Origin of the sequence: Mesomycoplasma dispar (assembly GCF_000941075.1) — a bacterium.
GTDB lineage: Bacteria > Bacillota_I > Bacilli_A > Mycoplasmatales > Metamycoplasmataceae > Mesomycoplasma > Mesomycoplasma dispar.
Map to the genome: position 1 here is coordinate 301,329 of NZ_CP007229.1, position 20,716 is coordinate 322,044.

Consider the following 20,716-nt stretch of genomic DNA (forward strand, 5'->3'; position numbering starts at 1 on the left):
ATGAAATTATTTTTTGCTTTTGACCTTGATGGAACTTTATTGCGCTACGATAACACGATTCATCCTGAAAATGTTGAAATGCTAAAAAAACTCTATCAATCAGGGCATCTTTTAGCTGTTGCAACTGGTCGTGGACTTTCTGCTTGCCTTGATTTAGCAGAAAAATATCCTTATTTTCATTATTTAGTATCAAATAATGGCACATTAGTTCATGATGTTAAAGCAAAAAAAACAACTAATAATGGCACTCTCAAGAAGGAAATTGCCTTTGATTTGCTCAAAGATTGTAAAGAAACTAACTCAATTTGTGCCATTTCAACTCCAAGTAACCTTTTTGAATTTTCAATCACCGATGAACACGAATGACTAAAAAAGCAACAAATAATGGACTTAAATTATTATAATAAAGTTTCAGAGACAAAAATTTTAGAAATTATCGAAACAGAGCCAATTACACAAGTTGCATTTCGAAATGATGTTGTAAAAATCGAAGATTTATACAAAAAATGGGACACTAAACTGAAAAATCTTTATAAAGTAACAATTACAAACCGTATTTTTCTTGATATCAATCCGTTAAGTGTCGATAAAGCTAACGCAATTTCAACTTTATTAGACCAAAACAACTTGGATGCAACGAAATTAGTCGCTTTTGGCGATAGTTCGAATGACTATTTTATGATAAAATTAGCCCGTTTTGGTTTTGCAATGGAAGATGCAACTCCTGACTTACTTCAAATTGCAACAGAAAAAATTGGTAATTGCAATTCTGGAGCAATCGCCAAAACAATCGAAACTCTTTTAGAAAACGAAAAAGAACTACTTTCCTAAACAAAATTTAGAAAAAATTGAATCAAGTAAATTTTCGTCATCAACTCTACCAAAAATTGTTTTTAATTCCTTCCAAGCAATTCGCAAATCGACAATTGCAATTTCAGGCCCAAAACCTGATTGCAAACTATTTTTTGCATCTAAAATTGCCAATTTTGCCAACTCAATTTGCGAAATTTGAAATGAATTAGCAACAAATTCATTCTGTTTTCCCAAAAAATTAAAAATTGATTTAATTTTTTCGATAAGATTGTCAATTTTTTTATGCTTCGCACTAATGAAAACTTTACCTTCTTGATTTTCTTGACTTTCAAGAAGATCAACTTTATTATAGACTTTAATATAAATTTGTTCTTGGCGAATTTTACTACTTAGATCAAGATTTTCACTATTTTTTTTAGAGGCATCAATTATATGCAAAATTAGGTCGGCTTTTTCCATATTTTCAAAAGTTTTACTAATGCCAATTTGTTCAATTTTACCTTTAGTTTTCCGAATGCCTGCAGTATCAAAAACTTTAAAAAGTAAACTATCAACTACAAAATTCCCCTCAACAACATCCCGTGTTGTCCCTGGAATTTCGCTTATAATTGCCTTATTTTCGTTAATTAAAACATTTAAAAGTGAAGATTTACCACTATTTGGCTCGCCAACTAAACAAGTTTTTATTCCTTGATAAATTAATCGTGAATTATTTGCAATTCTAATTAATTCTTTAAAATCAATTAATAGTTTTTCAATTTTTGGCAAAAGAATTTCAGAGGTCAAAATTTGGACATCATCATATTCGGGATAATCAATATTTACTTCGATTATGCCGATAATTTGCTCGATTTTTTCGATTAAAATTTTAATAAAATTTGAACTTGCACCCGAAAACTGACTTAATGCGGCTGTGTGTTGTGATCTAACTTGAGCATGAATTAAGTCGTTAATTGCTTGTGCTTTCACCAGATCGATTTTTCCATTTAAAAAAGCACGCAAACTAAACTCGCCTGGATTTGCAAGTCGTGCTAATTTGGTTTTTAGAATTGTTTCAAGAATTAAATTTGTATTTAAAACACCGCCATGAGCGTTAATTTCGACTGTATCTTCGCCAACAAAATTTTTGTTTCCAGCGAATCATAACACTAAAACCTGGTCAATTTTTTGGTTATTATCATGAATTCAACCGAAAGTTATATCCATTGAATTACCAATTTTACCTGTAAAAATTTTTTCCATAATTTTAAAGGCATTAGGACCAGAAATGCGAACAATCGAAATTGCCTGATTAACCGCCCCAGACGCAATTGCACAAATTGTATCAGAAATCAAAGTTAAATTCTCCTAAATAATGCAAATAGGGAAAAAAGGAAACTAAAGCTTTACTTTTTCCTCGTATTCAGCCAAAGTTCCTTGGAAAAATACAGCAGAATCCTGTTTAATGTCTAAAATTGCATTCGCAACTTCGTTAATTAAGGCTAAATTAAAAGTTGTAAAAATCACTCCTGAGTCATAAAGTTTTAAACCTTCGATAAAAGAATCAATCGATTCTGAGTCAAGATGGTTTAACGGTTGGTCAAAAATTAGGAAATTCGACTCACTTAACATTATTTTGGAAAACATAAGTCGAACTTTTTCTCCCCCTGATGTAACACCAACTTTTTTAAAAACTTGATCGCCGCTAAAAAACATTCTTCCTAAAAAAGCACGCATTCTTTGCGTTGAATTATCTTTATTTTCTGCTTGAGAATTGAAACTTGGTCATTGTGAGATCCAACCAATTAAATCAAGATCACTACTAAAAAAACTGTCATTATTTGCTGGTAAATAATCAAATTTTATCGTTGATCCCCAACTAATTTTCCCAGAAGTTGGCTCTTCTTTACCAGCAAGAATGTCAAGTAACTTAGTTTTTACTAAATCATCGTCAGCAAAAATTACCATTTTTTGCCCTGGTAAAAGGTTAAAAGATACATTTTTAAACAAAAAATCACCTGTAAGTGGATTTTGGTAAGTTAAATTTTCAACAGTCAAAACTTGTTTCCCTGGACGCGGGAAAACGCCAAAACGGATGTAAGGATATTTTCTTGAAGAAGGTTTAATTTCATCAAGCTGAATTTTTTCAAGTGATTTTTTTCGCGAAGTTGCCTGCGCTGATTTAGAAGCATTTGCAGAAAACTTTGCAATAAAAGCTTCTAATTTTGCAATTTGTTCTTCTTTTTTTGCATTAGCATTTTTTTGCAGTTCTTTCATCAATTCAGAAGATTGTTTTCAAAAACTGTAATTTCCAGTGAAAATTCGAATTTCACCATAGTCAATATCAACTGTGTGCGTGCAAACTTGATCTAAAAAATCACTATCATGACTAACAATTAGAACAACATTTTTATAGTTAATTAGAAATTCTTTCAGTCACTTAATCGCCTTAAAATCAAGGTGGTTAGTTGGTTCGTCCATTATTAGAATGTCGGGATTTCCAAATAATGCTTTTGCGAGAAGAACTTTAACTTTATAGGCAGATTTTAACTCTGACATTTTCATATTTCAGAATTCTTTTGGAATTTCAAGGGCAGAAAGTAGAATTTGTGCATCATTTTCAGCGCTTCATCCACCTAAAAGCCCAAATTTTTCCTCAAGTTCACCAGCATGATTGTAATCTTCTTCGGTTGCATCAGGATTTGCATAAATTTGATCTTTTTCCTGTTGAATCTGGTATAATTTTTGGTTTCCCATTATTACAACATCAGTGACGTTAAATTCATCAAATTCAAAGTGATTCTGTGATAAAACAGAAATTCTTTGATTTTGTGAAATATGAATTGAACCTGAACTTGGCTCAATAAGACCTGCTAAAATTTTTAAAAAAGTCGATTTTCCAGCACCATTTGCACCAATAATACCATAAGTGTTTCCTTCTGTAAATTTTAAATTTACATTTTGAAACAACGGTTTATCAGCAAAAATTTTCGATAACTCTCTAACTTCTAGCATTTCTTTTTCCTTTGGGTAATATAATTTCTAATTTTTTATGATAAGTAAGAATTATATTATAAATAAAGAAAAAAACAAACAAAAATAGCGTATAAATTACATTTTTTTTGCATTGTTTTAATCAAATTTTCTATAATGTATTATAATTAATATCAGTATTGAAAATTTTGGGAAGAATTGTCATTTTTTAGAAAAAGGACAAAAATGTTAAAGAAAAAAATTAAGAATTTCCTTTTTTTGTTCACGCCAGTTTCGCTTGGTTTTTTGGTCTCTTGCAAGGAACCAGAAGTTAATATTGATATTTCGCGACTTTTTGAGCCTATTTTTGAATTTCCCGAAAAGTCAAATACTTTCAAAAAACAGGAACCACGATCATTTAACCTTTACGTTTCAGAAGTAAATGCAATTAAATTGAAATGATTTCTCAATAAACCTAGTTTAATGAACCTTTCATCTGAAGAAAAAAATAGAATTTATGCTTCAAAAGTTGGAAAATATTATGTTTTTGATAATAAAAACAGAATTTTAACTTTTGAAAACAAATTTAATGCAAACGAGGAAATAAATCCAAATTTTCTAAAAAAAGCGTTTAAAAAAACTGCTGATTCTTATTTAGATGTTCAAAACAACTTTGATAATAAAGAAGAAAAAATAGTTGATAAAACCAATAATATTGAAATTTATCGTAAAATTTCAAAGATTTTTGATCCAAATTGACGTTTTATCGAAATGAAACTTGTCAAACCAAATATCATTTCTGATGACAAAAAAAACTATATTCTAATTAACGCTTATAAGGTTTTTTTGACAGATCCACTTAATTTTTCTAAAAAAACAGAGCAAAAACAAACTGTTCCAAATAAAGAAAAAAAGGAAACTGAAAAAACAAACATTAAAAAAATAACAAAAAATCAAGTTGATAAAAAAACAGAGCAAAAAGAAACCGATAAAAATCAAGTAGAAAAAGATAAAAACTGAAGAATCAGCGCTCCGAATGTTAGACCAACACCAGTTTTTCGACTTCACTGATATGGTCATACTTTAAAAGATCCTTTTAAAGTCGAACTTAATACAACTGAAAATGTTAATTCTGAATATGATTTACAAATGGTGAATGACATTAATCAGCCAGAATCGGTTGCTGATTTTAATTTTAATCTTGATGATAACAAGCCGAAAGCACCAGATCAACCTAGTGAAATTTTTCACTCAAAACCATTCATTAGGTTAGTTTCGCAAAGTTTTTTGATTCCTTTTGATGGTGAAGTTTCTGACTTTGAAAGCGATGAATTTAAGTTTAAATATCAATTTAAATAATAACTACAAAAAAGTGTATTTGCATAATTTTATTCTATAATTATTATTTTTGTCCATATTATGAAAAAAATAATAATTTTTTCATAATTAAGCAAAAAACAGTAAAAATTTAGATGCTGTTATGTTTATTTCATATGAAGACTTTCAAAATTTACGTAAATTTTTAATATTTTTTCACTTTTTGTATTATAATGTTTAATAGTCTTTTAAAAAAATATGAAGGGATGAAAATGCAAAAAAACAGTAGTGTCTATTGATTTGCACATATGGTTTTTTTTAATAAAATCAATTTTTTTGCATTTTCATTTTTTAATATTTTTTCTAGACTGATTTCTTCTATTAAAAAGAATAAGAAAAATTTGAATATTCAATTAATTTGCTATTTGCCCTTTTCGAAACTAATCGCATAATGGTTATAAAAACAATAGATTAGAATTGAAAACGGGTTAAAAACCCGTTTTTTTATTTAAATAAGCAAAAAAAGAAAGGAAAAAAATGTCTTTACAAAATGGCGATAGCCAGCATCAGAATTTGAAATCAAGTGTTTTAGGTTACTCTGATGTTAAAATTAATAGCAAAAACATTGACTATAATTATATTTATTCAGTTCCAAAACCTCGCAAAAATAAATTTACTTGATTTAGATACATTAATTTCGAGTCTTTTGCTTTTAGATTTTTAAAGAAAATCACCAAAATTTTTCTTGAATTTGTAATAGTTGCTTGGATTGTGGCAACTTTTGTTTTCTTGCTAATTGATTCAATACCAGGCGATCCTGGTTTTCTTGATGGTCTAACCGAAGCACAAAAAACTGCAGAAAAACAACTTTATGGTCTTGATTTACCGCAAGCACAACGTTATTTCAATTATCTTTGAAAATTTATAAATTTTGACTTTGGAATTTCTTACAGTTTAAGACCGCGCGTTGAAATTAGTGACTTTATTTGACAACGATTTTTCACATCATTTTCCATTGGTATCGTTTCAGTTTTCCTAACAATTTTAATTGGAGTTCCACTTGGAATTGCTGTTGGTAAAAATCCAGGAAAATTTCTTGATAATTTTGCAACAATTTGAATCGCCGTTTTTTCTTCAATTCCTTCACTAGTTTTTGCATTAATTCTGCTTATTTTTGGACAAAAAACTGGAATTCCTTACATTTTTGATATTCAGGATTTTTCAACTTTTGTCTTACCAGCACTTGCACTTTCAATTGGTTCTGTAATTAGTTACGTTCGCTATATTCGCTTTGAACTTAATAATGAACTAAATTCAATGCATGCAAAATTCGCTTATTTAAAAAATTTAACAAGAAATCGCTTTGTTTGAACTCATGCGCTTAAAGCTTCGCTTTTCCCAATTGCAACTTTTTTCCCAATTGTTGTTTTAGGATCGTTTATTGGTTCAATTTTTGTTGAAAAAATTTTCCTAATTACCGGTTCGGGTGGGATTATGATTGATGCAATTCAATCAAAAGACAATAATATCATTCTTTTTTTAGTAATTGTTTATTCACTTTTAACAATAATTTCTTATACTTTGAGAGACATAAGTTACGAATTACTTGATCCACGAATTAGAAGGAGAGCGAAATAATGCAGCATTTTCCTTCGATTGAAAAATATATTGACCAAAATTTAAAACCTAATCCATTTTTACAGCCTTTTTCTTACCAAATGTGAAAATTGATGACTGCACAGGCGAAAAGTTTTGATCGAAATTATTTTGGAAAACCACGAAATAATTTCTACGAAGTTTTTCTCCGCTTTTCCCGTTCATTTTCAGGAGTTTTTGGAATTGTCACTATTGGTTTTATGTTAATTTTGGCACTAATTATTCCTTTTACAACTGGATCGCCGACGCAATTACGTCCAGATATGAAAAATTTAAACTATTTTACCCAAGGTTTTATTTTAGGAACTGACTCACAAGGACGCGATGTTTGAGCTTTTTTATGACACGGACTTCGTTTTTCCTTAATTTTAAGTTTTATTGTTGCCCTTTTTGATGTAGTTCTTGGAACTCTTTTTGGAACTTTAATGGGAAATTTTGATCTTTTTGATAAAATTTTCACCTTTATTATTAAAATAATTTCAAATATACCAACAATTTTAGTAATTATTTTGATGACTTTAGTTTTACGCCCAAGTTTTTGAGTACTAATTTTATCATTTTCACTTACAGGATGAATTGGACTTGCAAATCAAGTGCGCGCACAAATAAAAAGGGCAAGAAATTTTACCTGAGTAATCGCATCGCGAGTTTTAGGAACGCCTTCATATAAAATTCTTTATAATTTTGTGCCAGTAATTATTCCACTTTTGATTACAAATATCGTCTTTGTTATTCCTGGGACAATTCTTGGTGAAACTGGGCTTGCATTTATCGGACTTTCACTACCAAATGTTGCAACACTTGGAAATGCAATAAATGCTGGAATTCCGATTGTAACTCTTTATCCACGTTATGTTTTAATTCCTTCTTTTTTCCTGATTTTACTTACATCATCGATCCAAATGATTGGAAATTCAGTTCAAGATGCCCTAAGGAGACAAAGATAAAATGATTTCGTATTTTTATTCAAAAACACCTGAGTGTCTAAAAACTGAAAATCCAAAAATGTGTTATAAATTAACGAAAAATTTGGAAAAATTTCAAAAAGAAATAGATTTATTAAAAGAGAAAAAACTGAATCCTAAAGAATACGAAGCCAAATTTAATGATCTAAAAGAAAAATTTTTAGCTTATGAAGTTAATATTAAAAAACACTATAAGTCAAAAAAATCCTATAAAATACGTGATGTTTTTGATAGAATCCAAAAATATTGACACACAAGTTTCAACCGTTCTCATTTTGACTTTGAAACTTTTGCTAAAAATGTTGAATATAAACAAATTGGCAATAAAAAACACAAAATTGTTGCCCAAATTAAAAATTTAAATTTATCTTTTGTCAATCCTGCTAATCCCGAAATTCGCAACATTGTTATTCGTAATGCCTCACTTGATTTTTACGAAGGGGAAATTCATGCAATAATTGGCGAATCAGGATCAGGAAAATCGGTAATTACTTCTTGTCTTTACGGTCTAGTTGGTCAAAATGCTGTTGTTGAATCAGGAGAAATTAAACTTTTTAACAACCCAGTGCAGAATTTTGACTTTCGCGCGTGAGAACTTTCAAACTATCGTGGCAAAATTATTTCGGCTGTTTTTCAAAATCCAATGTCGACTTTAAATCCGACAAAAAAAATTGGCTTGCAAATTATGGAAGGAATGCTGTTAAATAAAATTGTCAAAACTAAAAAAGAAGCTTATGAAAAAGCACTTTTATATTTAAAAATGACCAAAATTGCCAACCCTGAAATGGTGATGAAATTATATCCGCACGAACTTTCAGGTGGAATGATTCAAAGAATTGTCATTTCGGCAATTTTGTCATTAGAACCAAAAATTATTGTAATGGACGAACCCACAACCGCCCTTGATACAACTGTGCAAGCGCTTGTGCTTGATATTATCCGTGATTTGCAAAAAAGACTGAAAATTACGATCATTTTTATCACACACGACCTTGGAGTTGTCGCTTCACTTGCAAGTTATATTTCAATTATGTACGCAGGTCAAGTTGTTGAAGAAGGTACAAGAGATGAAATTCTTTTAAATCCACGACATCCTTACACTTGAGGGTTAATTACTTCAATGCCCGATGTTAACAAAGGCGATCGTCTCCAGTCAATTCGTGGGGTTGTTCCTTCTTCTTTAAATTCAATTGTTGGTGATGCTTTTGCGGTTAGAAATGATTATGCACTTGAACAAGATTTCTTTATTGAACCTAATTTTTATCGAATAAGTCCGACTCACCGTGTTAAATCAGCATTGCTTGATCCTCGATCACCAAAAGTGATGCCGCCAAAAATTATTTACCAAAAATGAATCGAATTTGCGAAAATGAGGCAAAAAAATGAGAAATAATCAGAAATTTTATTTAGAAAAAAATAGTTATTTTTTTGGCAAAATTATTCGCAACACTTACCGAGCTCTCACCCCAGGTGTCGAAAAGATGCTTGATTTTAAAGGTAAATCACCAATTGTTAGTTTCAAAAATGTCGATATTACCTACGGAACAGGAAACCGAAAAAACAAAGTAATTCACGATATTAGTTTTAACATTTACGAAGGCGAAGTTCTTTCTTTTGTTGGCGAGTCAGGTTCAGGAAAATCAACAACTGGATCAGCACTTGCTGGTTTAGTTCCGCGTAGTTTTGGTCAAATTCATATAAACGGCTTTGAATTACCAAAAAACATCCGTAAAATACGTGCTAAAATTCTTGGCAAGTTAGTTTCAAATGTGCAAATGATTTTCCAAGATCCACTATCTTCACTAAATCCTTATAAAAATATTTACGATGTAATCACTGAAGGGCTTGTAAATTTAGAGCAACGTGAAAAAGGATCAATAAAAGTCTTATTTTCACAGCATTATTATCAAAATACTTTCGAAAATTTAATGTCAGCGTTGAAAAAATCTAAAATTTCTCCAGAAATTATTCAACAAATTACCAATCATTTCTATAAAAATACATCAGAAATTCCTGTTCTTGACTTATTTTCCAGACTAATTAGTTATCTTGAAAAATTAAGTTTTCTCGATAAAAAAATCATCGACTTTATTGAAAAAAAGTCTATATTTTTAAAGCACTTTTTGGAAAAACCGACAAAAGATATCACCTATAAATATGTTGTTGATATGCTTGCCTCTGTTGGGCTTGACAGTTCGGTTTTATCCCGTTTCCCCCTTGAATTTTCTGGTGGGCAACAGCAACGAATTGGAATTTGCCGCGCTTTATTGTTAAGGCCAAAAATTCTTGTCGCTGATGAACCAATTTCGGCACTTGATGTTTCAATCCAAGCGCAAATTATTAACATTTTTAAAGATTTAAAAGAAAAATACAACCTAACAATCTTTTTCATTTCCCACGATTTGCGAATGGTCGAATATATTTCCGACCGCATTGCCGTAATTTATCGTGGGCGAATTTTAGAAATTGGACCAACTAAAGAAATTATCAAGAATTTCCTACATCCTTATACAAAATCTCTCATCGAATCAATTCCGACAATTGAATCAAAAGGTGAATCGCTTGCTGGATTTATTTATGATCCAATAATTCATAATTATTCAGAACAAAACCAACCTGAATGAATTGATTTAGGCAATAATCACTATATTTTAGCAACTTTTTCTGAGGTAAACAGGTGAAAATCAGGAGACTATAATTATGAAAAAAACTAATATTTTACTTAGTTATTTACTTGCTGGCGGCGCGCTTACAGGTGTTTCAGCTGGTCTTATGGGTGGGATTAAACTTTATTCAATTAACAACGAACTCGGTGTTTACAATATCGATGTTCAATCTGATGAAAGTGTTGAAACGAAAAAAAATCAGTTAGTCTATGCTAACTTCCGTAACGCTCAGGGTGAAAAAGTTGCCACTTTTGAAATTACAGCAGATTCGTCGCAAAATTCAGGAACAATTTTGCTAGATCCAAAAATAAAATCAGCAAAAAGACGTTTTTCGGAGACAGAATTTGCTGATTGGTTTGCCGAAAATTATGACCGTCAAACACCAATTTTTGAACTAAAAATTGGTGTAATGAAATTTGTTAATGAATATTGAGATGCGCTTTTACCATCAGAGTTTGTAAAATATGCTCATTGATTTAACAAAAATGTATCCTGAGGTCCAGATGCGATCACTTTAGAACATTTTGCACTAAAAAAAGGGGTGACAAGATCCGGGAATAATTTACTTTTAGGGCAACATTCAACTGAAAGAAAAGAAGAAACAAAAATTGAATTCTATCCTGATTCATTTTTTGGTTCTTTTCCGATTTTTTCAAATTTATCTGGAACAGGAAATGGTGCTGATAATTTAACTTATAAAATTTTTTCAGATGCGATTTCTAAAGAATCATTAGATAAATATTTTGCAACAATTCCAACTCAACAAGTTTTAGCAAATTATGATAGATCAAAAGTGATTGCTGGTCTTCCAGCTGTCGAATTAATCGTAAATGAAAAAATTTACATTTACGATTTGGTAAAAATTCTAAAAAATTCATTTAGCGACAACGAAGAATTATCGAAAAAACTTGCACAATTTGAAGGCAATGAGTACTTCTTTGTTTTTGAAAATGAAGGACAAAATCTTGATAAAGTTAAAAAGAAATTTGAACTTGCAACTTTGATGTTCGCTCATGAAAAAGAATTGCAATTACCACAAAATTTTAGTCTAAATTTCCCCGATGATTTTGGAAAAACCTATAAAATACGATCAGTTTCGAATCTAGTTAACCCGACCTTAAAAAATGATAGAAACAACATTCCCCAAGGTGTTTTAGCGCTTGATCTTGAAGATTGAACTAATAATGTAGAAAATTCAAGTCCAAATTTACCAAACGGTCCACGATTTTTACTAAATCAGAAAGTTAATTCAGATACAACTACGCTTTTAGTTGCTGAAATTGCTTCAAAAGTTAATCAAAAAGCTGAAAACATTGCAAAAGAAGGTTTTTTTGACCTTTATAATATCGACCATCCTGTCGGTAGAACAATCGGAGTTTATCAAAAAACACCAGAAAACATAGTGTTTTTGCCAACAAATCCGAATAATCCTTCTGTTGAAGCAGAAAATGAATTTTTATCTGATTTTGACTCAAGTTTATGATCAATTTATAAAATTAATTCAACAAAAAAACTGTCTAATTTTAAGTTAGAAGTTGAACTATCAGATCCAAAAAATCCAGAAAACAACGTAAAAACAGTAACTTTTGACCTTGACCCCCAAGGTAAAAATTATGCTAAAAATCTTGAAGAATTTAACACTTTTAAAATTGCGGTTGACTGAAAAAACCGTGTAGTACCAAAAATTATTCAGGAAATTGAAACTTTAAAAGACGGAAAAACCACAACTGTTTATCAACTTTATGGCGAAGTTTTTGACGGTCTTATTGACAAAGTTTTAAAACATAAAAAAACTAACGGTGAAAGTCTTTTTGGAACTTATGTTGATTCTGAAATCGATCCTCAAACAGGACTAAAAAAATACGTCTCAAAACGTGGCAATTTTATTGGCTATTCTCACTCTTCGCGAATTCCTTACATCGCGCTTTTAAAAGCATCTTCGCCATTTTTCAAAACAACTGGAATTAACTATCTAAAATATGTTGGCGCCCACGAATACGGTCATCACCAAACGCTAAACTATGCCCAAGATAATTCAGATCCTGATTCAAGCGTAGTTTTAAATGCTCTTTCAACAAATTCTGGTGTGAGTTTACAGTCTTTTTATAATTTAGATGTTCTTCAAACATATTTACAAGCGCGTTCTTCAGGTCTTAATTTAAGAAAATCAACACCTGATTTAAATCCAGAAAAAAATGGAATTTATCCAAATTTTAGTTTCGATAACGAAAATAACTTTGAGGATGAAAGTAGCATTTATGGTTCAAAAGAAAACCAAAGTATTGATCAGTTAATTTCGCAAAAATCTCGCCGCTTTTTGCAAACAATTGAAGGTTTGCAAAATGCTGCTAACCTAAGAAAGTTAAAATTATATGATTTATTTCTTTTAAATTCAATCGATCCTGAATCAGGGACAATTAACCCTGCAATTTCTGGAGCAGCCCAATTTTTCAGAAGTGGAGAACCAAATTCTAGCGAAAATAGCCCAACAGGCTTTATAAATTCTTTTGAAACTAACAAATTATTCAGTAATTCCTTAACCGATGCAATGGGAAATTTACTTGAATTTGATGAGTTTGGAAAGTTAAAAGTTGCAGATTATACGCCAGATTTTGCTACAAGAACTTTTAGTGATTTAAAAGTCAAAGTATTTTTTGAAAACGGAAAACCAGCAATTGATCCTTCAGTTTTCAAAAATCCGACAAGTTTGACTGAATTACTTGCAAAAATTGACCAAATTCAGAAGGCTTTTTCAAGTAAAGTTGTTCCTAACTTTCAAAATAACGGGTGAAATTCATCTGGTCAAAGTTTTGCCCGTTTTTCACTTTCGGTTGGATATTTTGCAAAATCATTAAGTTCGATTTTATCAAATCAAGTTGAAAATCAAGCATTTTTTGGAACAATTATTGGTAATAACAGCAGAAATGTAAAAGTAAAAGTTGAAATTCCCGATTCACTTTTTGATGTTTCAAAAGTTTTATCCGAAGTTCAAAAAAGTGAGCAAATTCCAAAAGATGTTAAGGATTTAGCACAAAACTTAATTAAAAAAGAAAAAGAAGGTTTTAAATTTCTTAATCTCTTTAATTTGTTTAAAAAAACAGATGAAGATTCTACAGGTTCTTTTGCACTTTCACAAATATTTAAAGGAGAATCTAGCGATTTAGATCTAAAGAACAAAATTAAAGACCTTTTTCAAAAAGTTTTTGATGCAAATTCAATTGAAAATTCTGATCTTTTTGCAAGTTTAAAAAACATTACTAATTTTAAGGATTCGCTATTTAGAAAAATAGCGGCTGTTGTCGATTCGTTAAAAACATTATATTCAGTGTATCTTAGTTCTCTTGCAACAAAATTGATTTCACCTAACAATGCAAGTGAAAGAGCTTCCCAAATTTTAAAATTATATTTAGATGCTATATTTCAAGATATAATTCTTCAAAATTTAAGCAAAATTTTCATTTTCCAAGATGAAAACGGCCAAAAAGTTGTCCCAAATTATCTTCTTAGATCGCTTGCTAACATTTATTTAGTTAAAAGTAATTCAAGAGAAAGAAACATCAGCAATTTAACAAGCGGCCCAATTTTTGCAAGTAGTTATTTTGGGAAAATAATTTCCGTAAATGATCAGCAATATTATCAAAACCCAAAATACGATTTTTACGCAGCAATCAATAGTTCTGGAAAACATGACAATGTTCTTGATCAATCCGAATTTGTAAATAACAGTGATTTGTCAACACATTGAACTTCGCCATTAGGAAAATTACTTAAATTTAATCAAGTTGGCCAAAAAGTTGAAAAAACTGAAGAATTAAATCCTTTTTTCGGAATTGCCCAAGATTTTAAATTTAAAGTTGGTTCAAATAATCAATTAGATACTTCAAAAATTTATTTAGATGCCTGAGATAAAACTGTTTTTGGTTTTGATTATGAAAATAATTATTTTGCATATCAAAATAATCAAAAAGAGACTGAATTTAGTAATATTTCAGATTTTATCGAATTTATTTCAATTGATCCCTTTGCTCTTACAATTGATAAAAAAAATGATGAATTCATCCGTAATTGAGATTTAGGTTATGTTAATTCAAAATTCAATCTATATAAATTCGCATACGATAATTTAGTTAAAAATTTTGCTACAAAATCAGATCAGAATTTAGATTTTACTTGAAAAAAAGACACAAATTCAAGTGAAATTCTTGAAAAACTTCGAGCAAATTTTGAAATTTCAGAAGAAGTTTTAAAAGAAAATTTGCAAAAATATGCGAATTTTCTAATGGAAGCTTTTGAGAAATCAACCTTAAATTTATTGATCAAAAATTCAAAAATTGAAAACAAAAATATCGATCACCTATTTTTATCATCAGTTGGATTTATGGGGTTTAAAAATTTTGCCCGTAAAACACGTGATAATTTGCCATCAACTAAGTTTGGTCAGCTAACAAATCTTGATAGAATCCAAATTCCTTGGTTAAGTTTTGGCTCATTTACTGAATCTAACTCATTAGTTTATGATGATGAATCTTTTGTTGGCGATGACATAAAAAATTCAAATAAATCACAAGTTTATCAGTGAATTTTGGACTTATTAAAAGAGAAAAATATTGAATTCAAAGAAGCCGAGCTTGATTTATTTAAGTTGCAATATTTAGTTGGAACTAAAACTTTTGTCGATTATACAACGAAAGAACGTGATATTAAAAATCAATTCCAAAGAATGAACACAGATCTTGAATTATCTTGATTACGTTCAAAAAATGTGGCAAGATACGAAACTAAACCTGATGATTTTTTCAGTAATTATGTTTATAATTTTCCGGAATCGCTTACTCGCGATTATGTTCAGATTCATTATTCGCCAAGCAATGAAACACTTGATAATGTTTCGCCCTGGTTTAAAAATATTTCTGAATGAAACACTGGAAATGAGTATTTTGTTGATGGAATTTATACGCGAAAATGGATTAAAAATTTTATCCCTGCCTTTGAAATGGCTCAGGGTTATTCGCAAACTTTATTCTCACATTTTACTAATTATTTCCTAACAAATTTTGTTGTCTCAAAAGATAGTGAAAATTTGAATAATTTATACGAAAATTTAACTAAAATTTTCAAAAAAGCTCAAAGTCAAAATTTGTATGAAAAAGCAGAAAAATTAACTATTGAGCAAAATTCTCAAATTGAAAAAATTAGATCAGAAGAAATGCCGTCAAAATTTATTGATTTAACTTTAAAAACTATTGAAAATAATGGTAAAATTGAAAAAATTACAAGTGCTACCCAAAGACAAAAAGACGATATTTTCAGTGAAATTTCAATTGAAATTAACCGTATTTTGCAAAACTACAGAGGCGAACTTGCAAATTATCAAAATTACAACCGTGAAAATATTCAACCAGTTGTCGGAAATTTCCGTTGAAGAAATGGTTATATAAACAAAGATGTCTCAACAAATAACGGTTTTTTTAAAGATCGCTTCCAAAGAAAAGTGCTAAATTGAGAATTATATGATGATAATTTAGAGCCTGTTGTTGATCAAAACATTAGAATTACCAACTTAAAAGGTGAAAAAGTTAACAATAGACCCGAAGCTTTTTGATATTATTCACTAAAAGCACAAGGTGTTGGCAAAAGATCAGTTTCTGGAATTTGGCGTGATTCAAAACAAGACAAAGTTGCTTTTTGAGGATTTCTAAAAAATCAAGATGCAGACAAAGTCCATTTTTTAACATTAGAAGATGAAATTACTGGGCAAAAATTCTATATTAAATTAACTAACAAAGGCACAAATAACATTTTTTACCTTAAAAAACAAGCAGATTTATCAACAAAATGAAGTCTTGAAGACGAAGGATATAAATCTTGAGTTTCTTCGTGGTCAATTATCGGTGAATTTAAAAATGCTTTATTAAGACCAGGATTTGAAGGTAAAAGAAGGTTTAGAATTTACTTCTCTGATGAAAAAAGGCAAGAAATTAAAGACTTATTTACATTAGGAAACACTAAATTTCTAGCTGAAAACGGGAAAAATTACCAACTCGCTCCAACTTATATTGAGCAAAATCAAAAAGGCGCCTACCTCGTAATTCGTCCACAATTTAAATAGGTGTTGAATATGAAAAGAATAAAAAAACTCTTAATTTTAAATACTTTTTTGCCAATTTCAGCAATTTCACTACTTTCTTGTGCTTCAGCGATTGAAAAAAATCGTAAGGAATTTGACTTTGGTGTTTCAACAACAACAATTAACACGCTAAATTATGTAAAAAATAATTCATCACACCAAATTTTGAATTCAGTAGTCGAATCATTTGTAAAACCTGGGCCATCTGCTTCAAAATCTTACGGGGCAAAACTAAATTTACCAGCAATTTCCTTTGAATTATACAGTACAAATTTACAATCATCAAGTGGTGAAGAAATTATGCAAAATCCATCTTCAATCAAAGAGGACGGATCTTCTTACCAAATTAGCGATTTTGGAATGACAGCAGGTTCAATTTCGCCTTCAAGTGGTGGATCAAAATCGTTTATTGGCATTCAAAATGCAAGTCAGTCAATTGTTTCAACATCAATTTTCTTAAACAAAGGCGCATCAAAATGGGCGAATAATCAACCTGTTATTGCTCAGAATTTTATTGATTATATCCTTTATGTTTTAAATATTAATGTTGCCTCACCAAATTTAGTTAAAACTTTATCACTTAATATTAAAAATGCCCAGCAAATGACTTCGCTTCAGCAAGACTATGTTTCGAAATTTGGCAATCCTTATCGAAACCCTTTTGGGCAAAGAAGGTATAAAAAAGATAGTAAAACTGGGAAAGTTAGTCTTGATTTTGAGCAAAAACTTTTCCAATCACAAAATCAAGGCGATGAAAATTTTGTGCAACAATTTGCCGAAATTGCCAAAAATTTTGGAATGTATACTGGACAAGTTTTTGAACAAATGACAAACAAAGAAGTTGTTGAACTTGTCCAGGCAAATTCATCGTTAAATCCAGATTTTAACTATAAATCAAAAGAGATTTTTGTAATTAAAGATGGTCAAAAAACAACTGTTAAATTAACAAGAAACCCTTTTTTAGATCCAAGTCAAATTTTCGATGGTCCAAATTTAGTGCCTAGATACGATTTTCTTCCTGGTGATGAATTTGGTCTTAGAATTCAATTTGAAGACTCGGGTGCAAAAAAATTCATAAATCTATTCCGTCAAGTTGTTATGCCAGAAATTTTACTACCGATTAATCGCGAATTTGTTGAAATTAACGCTGGTGGAATTGATAATTTTGGAACTGATCTTTCAAAATTTTTAACAAATGGTCCGTTTGAAATTTCAGAGTTAAATCTAGGTTCACAAGGTTCGATGATTTTAACTAAAAAACAAAGTTATTATTCTTCGGATAAGACAATTCCGAATAAAATTAAAGTATTTTTTGCCGAACAACCTGAACTTTTATCTTCACTTTTTCTCGATGGTTATATTGCCAAAACAAAAATCCCTTCCACTTTCCAATCTAAATTCTGATCAGAAAGCAAAACGCGACAATATATGCAAAAACAAACTGGATATGGAACTATCGGGATTCAAATTAACCTTGATAATGTCAAAAAAGGTCAATCTTGACTTCAAGATGCCGACCTTCGACGGGCAATTTTCTACGGAATTAACCGTGTTGACCTTCTAAATTTATACGGACTTGATCATTCCTTCACCCAAACTACTTGGTCAAATTTTGATAATATTCTCACATCTCGTGGTTATCCGCTTGAAACTTTTTTAGGAGATCAAAAATATCGTTCAGAAGTTAGCGCCAAAGATGGCAAAAAAATTGAATTTCCAGTTTTAGCACAAAATTTTAAAAACCATTTAGCAAAAGGTGTTTGATTTGAATCGGTACCGCGAAAAGATAATGTCCATAATCTTGAAGTTTTCAAATTTTTCCTTGACCGTTTCCGCAAAAAGTTTCCAAATGTTAGAAAAGTTGTCCTAAATTTCATCTATAAAGATGATAATGAAGAAAAAGTTGCCACTGGTTTACAAGATATTCTTTCACGAAATTCGGATAATTTTATTCAAATCGATCCTGTCAGACTTCCAGATGGAATTTATCAACAACGGATTGCCAAAGGTGAATTTGATCTGACATTGAAAAATTTTGACTTTTTCAACATCGGAAGCGCTCAGCCACATTCGTATATAAAAGCATTTTTTAATACTGATGAAATTTCACCAACAGATAATAAATTTTCTGGACTTGAATCAAATCCAGCCGCCTCGCTTACCTATTGAAAAATGTGGAATTCACTAAGTGAAAGCGAAAAACAACAACTAGTTGAACGGCTTGAAATTTCACCACTGTTTTTAGCAAAATTTGAAGATTTAATTACGCGAAAAATTAAGTTAGATGAACAAAAAAACCCGATTTTTAAAGAAGTTTTTCTTGATAAAGAGCAAAAAGAAAAAGCTGTTGATATAAATGGAAAACCAATTTTAGTTCCTGAATTTACCGAAAGTCTTGATCAATATAATGCCCGAATTGATGCATTTTTCAACGGAATTTTTACGGATCAAGAAAAAAAAGACGGTTGAACGCAAAATAAAGTTTTTGATTTTGTCGTTGTTTTTGAGAAAATTATTCGTGAATTTGTGCCAATTATTCCAGTTATGGAGGTTGATACTTTCTGAATTATCAACAGAATTCGCGCAGGTGACAGCAATTCTTTCCAGTTTGCCTTTGATGTTGAGAATATCAAGGTTAACTTTGTAACCCCTGAAGATGGGAAAGAATAAGAGTTTGTTTTTGAGTTCTAGAAAAAAAGATGCTATGAATTACAGCATCTTTTTTAATTTTTACTTAATTTTTACCATTCAAAACAACGAAATTCAGGATAAGTGATTAAATTTTATCCGTTAAACATAATAAAAAAAATAAATTTTATGTTATAATTAATAAAGTTTTTCAAAATGGAGTAAGGAAATATGTCGGCAACAATCAATGAAATTTTTCTTCATCCTGAATTATTTGATCAAAGAAAAGTTACGGTTCAAGGTTGAATTACAAACATCCGCGGAAATTTAAAAATTATGTTTATCGAACTAAACGACGGTTCATCGTTTAAAAATTTACAATGCGTTCTCAAAAGTGATTTTATTGAATTTGAAAAAACAGAAAATTTAGCAATCGGTATGGCGATTGAAATATCAGGAATTTTTTGAAGCACACCAGATCGTCAACAATCTGGTGAGGTTTTAGTTGATAATCTTGAGGTTAAAGGACATAATTATAGTAACAATTTCCCAATTCAAAACCAGGAAATTTCACTTGAGGTATTACGGCAAATCCCTCACTTTCGTCACCGAACCCGCTTATTTCGCGTGATAATGAAGTTAAGATCAGCGCTTTTTTTTGAAATTCACAAATTTTTACGTCGACAAGGATTTGTCAATTTTTCTGCTCCAATTTTAACATCAAATGATGGCGAAGGTGCTGGCGAAGTTTTTGTAGTTAATGACGAAAGTAAAGACTTTTTTAACAAAAAAACAACTTTAGGCGTTACTGGTCAACTTCATGCGGAAGCTTATGCACTAGGTTTTAAAAAAGTTTATACTTTTGCTCCAACATTTCGTGCTGAAAAATCAAATACACGAAAACATGCTGCTGAATTTTGAATGGTCGAACCTGAAGTTGCTTTTTTTAACTTACAACAAATTATCGAATTAGCGGTAAAATTGCTTCAAAAAGTTATAAAAACCGTTGTAATTCGAAACAAAGATGAGTTTGCTTTTTTAGAAAAAGTTGGTGATAAAAATCTTCGTCGCCGACTAATTCAATTTTGTGATTCGCAAGTTAGTCAAATTACTTACGAAAGAGCGATTGAAATTCTTTTGGAAAATCAAGACAAATTTGAAGAAAAAGACTTATTTTTTGGTGCTGATTTAAAAACAGAGCACGAACGCTTTTTAGCCGATGAAATTTTCCGTTCACCCGTTGTAATTACAAATTATCCAAAAAGTTTAAAAGCATTTTATATGCACCAAAACGATGACGGTCAAACAGTTGCCGCTTTTGATCTTCTAGTTCCTGGAATTGGCGAGTTAATCGGTGGATCGCAACGTGAAGTTCGCTATGAAAAATTATTAGAGCGAATGACTGAATTAAAAATGGATATCGATGAATTTCAGTGGTATTTGGATTTAAGAAAATTCGGAAATCCAGGATCTAGTGGTTTCGGACTCGGTTTTGAACGACTTTTAATGTATATTACTGGAGTTGAAAATATCCGTGATGTAATTCCTTTTCCGCGAACAAATAAAAATATTTTAATGTAGATAAAATAGGT

11 protein-coding genes are annotated in these 20,716 nt (G+C 30.3%); 9 read left to right on the top strand and 2 right to left on the bottom strand.

Translation table 4 applies throughout. The features are described 5' to 3' along the window. Positions 1-831 (top strand): Cof-type HAD-IIB family hydrolase, encoded by an 831-nt coding sequence (locus tag MDIS_RS01155; protein ID WP_044635277.1) that lies wholly within the window; start codon positions 1-3, stop codon positions 829-831. Here the strand turns inward: MDIS_RS01155 and mnmE are convergent. Together mnmE and MDIS_RS01165 are read right to left on the bottom strand one after the other, a co-directional pair. Further along, positions 820-2,148: a tRNA uridine-5-carboxymethylaminomethyl(34) synthesis GTPase MnmE gene (gene mnmE / locus MDIS_RS01160; RefSeq protein WP_044635278.1), complete on the bottom strand. Its 1,329-nt coding sequence runs from the start codon at positions 2,146-2,148 to the stop codon at positions 820-822. The genes MDIS_RS01155 and mnmE overlap by 12 nt on opposite strands. A 42-nt stretch (positions 2,149-2,190) precedes the next feature. After that, the gene (locus tag MDIS_RS01165; RefSeq protein WP_044635279.1) at positions 2,191-3,807 is read right to left on the bottom strand and encodes an ABC-F family ATP-binding cassette domain-containing protein; all 1,617 of its coding nucleotides are present in this window, start codon (positions 3,805-3,807) and stop codon (positions 2,191-2,193) included. A 204-nt stretch (positions 3,808-4,011) separates the two neighbouring features. Here MDIS_RS01165 and MDIS_RS01170 point away from each other — a divergent pair, with 204 nt between their 5' ends. The 8 genes from MDIS_RS01170 to asnS all read left to right on the top strand — a co-directional run bounded on the left by MDIS_RS01170 (position 4,012) and on the right by asnS (position 20,705). Then, on the top strand, positions 4,012-5,124 hold the full coding sequence (locus MDIS_RS01170) for a hypothetical protein (protein WP_044635280.1): 1,113 nt from the start codon (positions 4,012-4,014) through the stop codon (positions 5,122-5,124). Positions 5,125-5,619: 495 nt separating this feature from the next. Further along, positions 5,620-6,720, top strand: a complete 1,101-nt coding sequence (locus tag MDIS_RS01180) for an ABC transporter permease (protein ID WP_044635282.1) — start codon at positions 5,620-5,622, stop codon at positions 6,718-6,720. Beyond that, positions 6,720-7,685, top strand: coding sequence for an ABC transporter permease (locus tag MDIS_RS01185; protein WP_044635283.1), 966 nt, complete (start codon positions 6,720-6,722; stop codon positions 7,683-7,685). The genes MDIS_RS01180 and MDIS_RS01185 overlap by 1 nt, the downstream gene beginning before the upstream one ends. Position 7,686: 1 nt before the next feature. Beyond that, positions 7,687-9,096 carry an ABC transporter ATP-binding protein gene (locus MDIS_RS01190; RefSeq protein ID WP_052506205.1) on the top strand — a complete coding sequence of 470 codons (1,410 nt, stop codon included), beginning with the start codon at positions 7,687-7,689 and terminating at the stop codon, positions 9,094-9,096. Continuing rightward, positions 9,086-10,417, top strand: a complete 1,332-nt coding sequence (locus MDIS_RS01195; protein WP_044635284.1) for an ABC transporter ATP-binding protein — start codon at positions 9,086-9,088, stop codon at positions 10,415-10,417. The genes MDIS_RS01190 and MDIS_RS01195 overlap by 11 nt, the downstream gene beginning before the upstream one ends. Continuing rightward, positions 10,404-16,478 (top strand): PDxFFG protein, encoded by a 6,075-nt coding sequence (locus MDIS_RS01200; RefSeq protein ID WP_044635285.1) that lies wholly within the window; start codon positions 10,404-10,406, stop codon positions 16,476-16,478. The genes MDIS_RS01195 and MDIS_RS01200 overlap by 14 nt, the downstream gene beginning before the upstream one ends. Positions 16,479-16,487: 9 nt before the next feature. Continuing rightward, on the top strand, positions 16,488-19,166 hold the full coding sequence (locus MDIS_RS01205; RefSeq protein WP_044635286.1) for an ABC transporter substrate-binding protein: 2,679 nt from the start codon (positions 16,488-16,490) through the stop codon (positions 19,164-19,166). Between the two features lie 189 nt (positions 19,167-19,355). Beyond that, complete coding sequence (gene asnS / locus MDIS_RS01210; protein WP_044635287.1) at positions 19,356-20,705, top strand: asparagine--tRNA ligase; 1,350 nt, start codon at positions 19,356-19,358, stop codon at positions 20,703-20,705. The last annotated feature ends 11 nt before the right edge of the window (positions 20,706-20,716 follow it).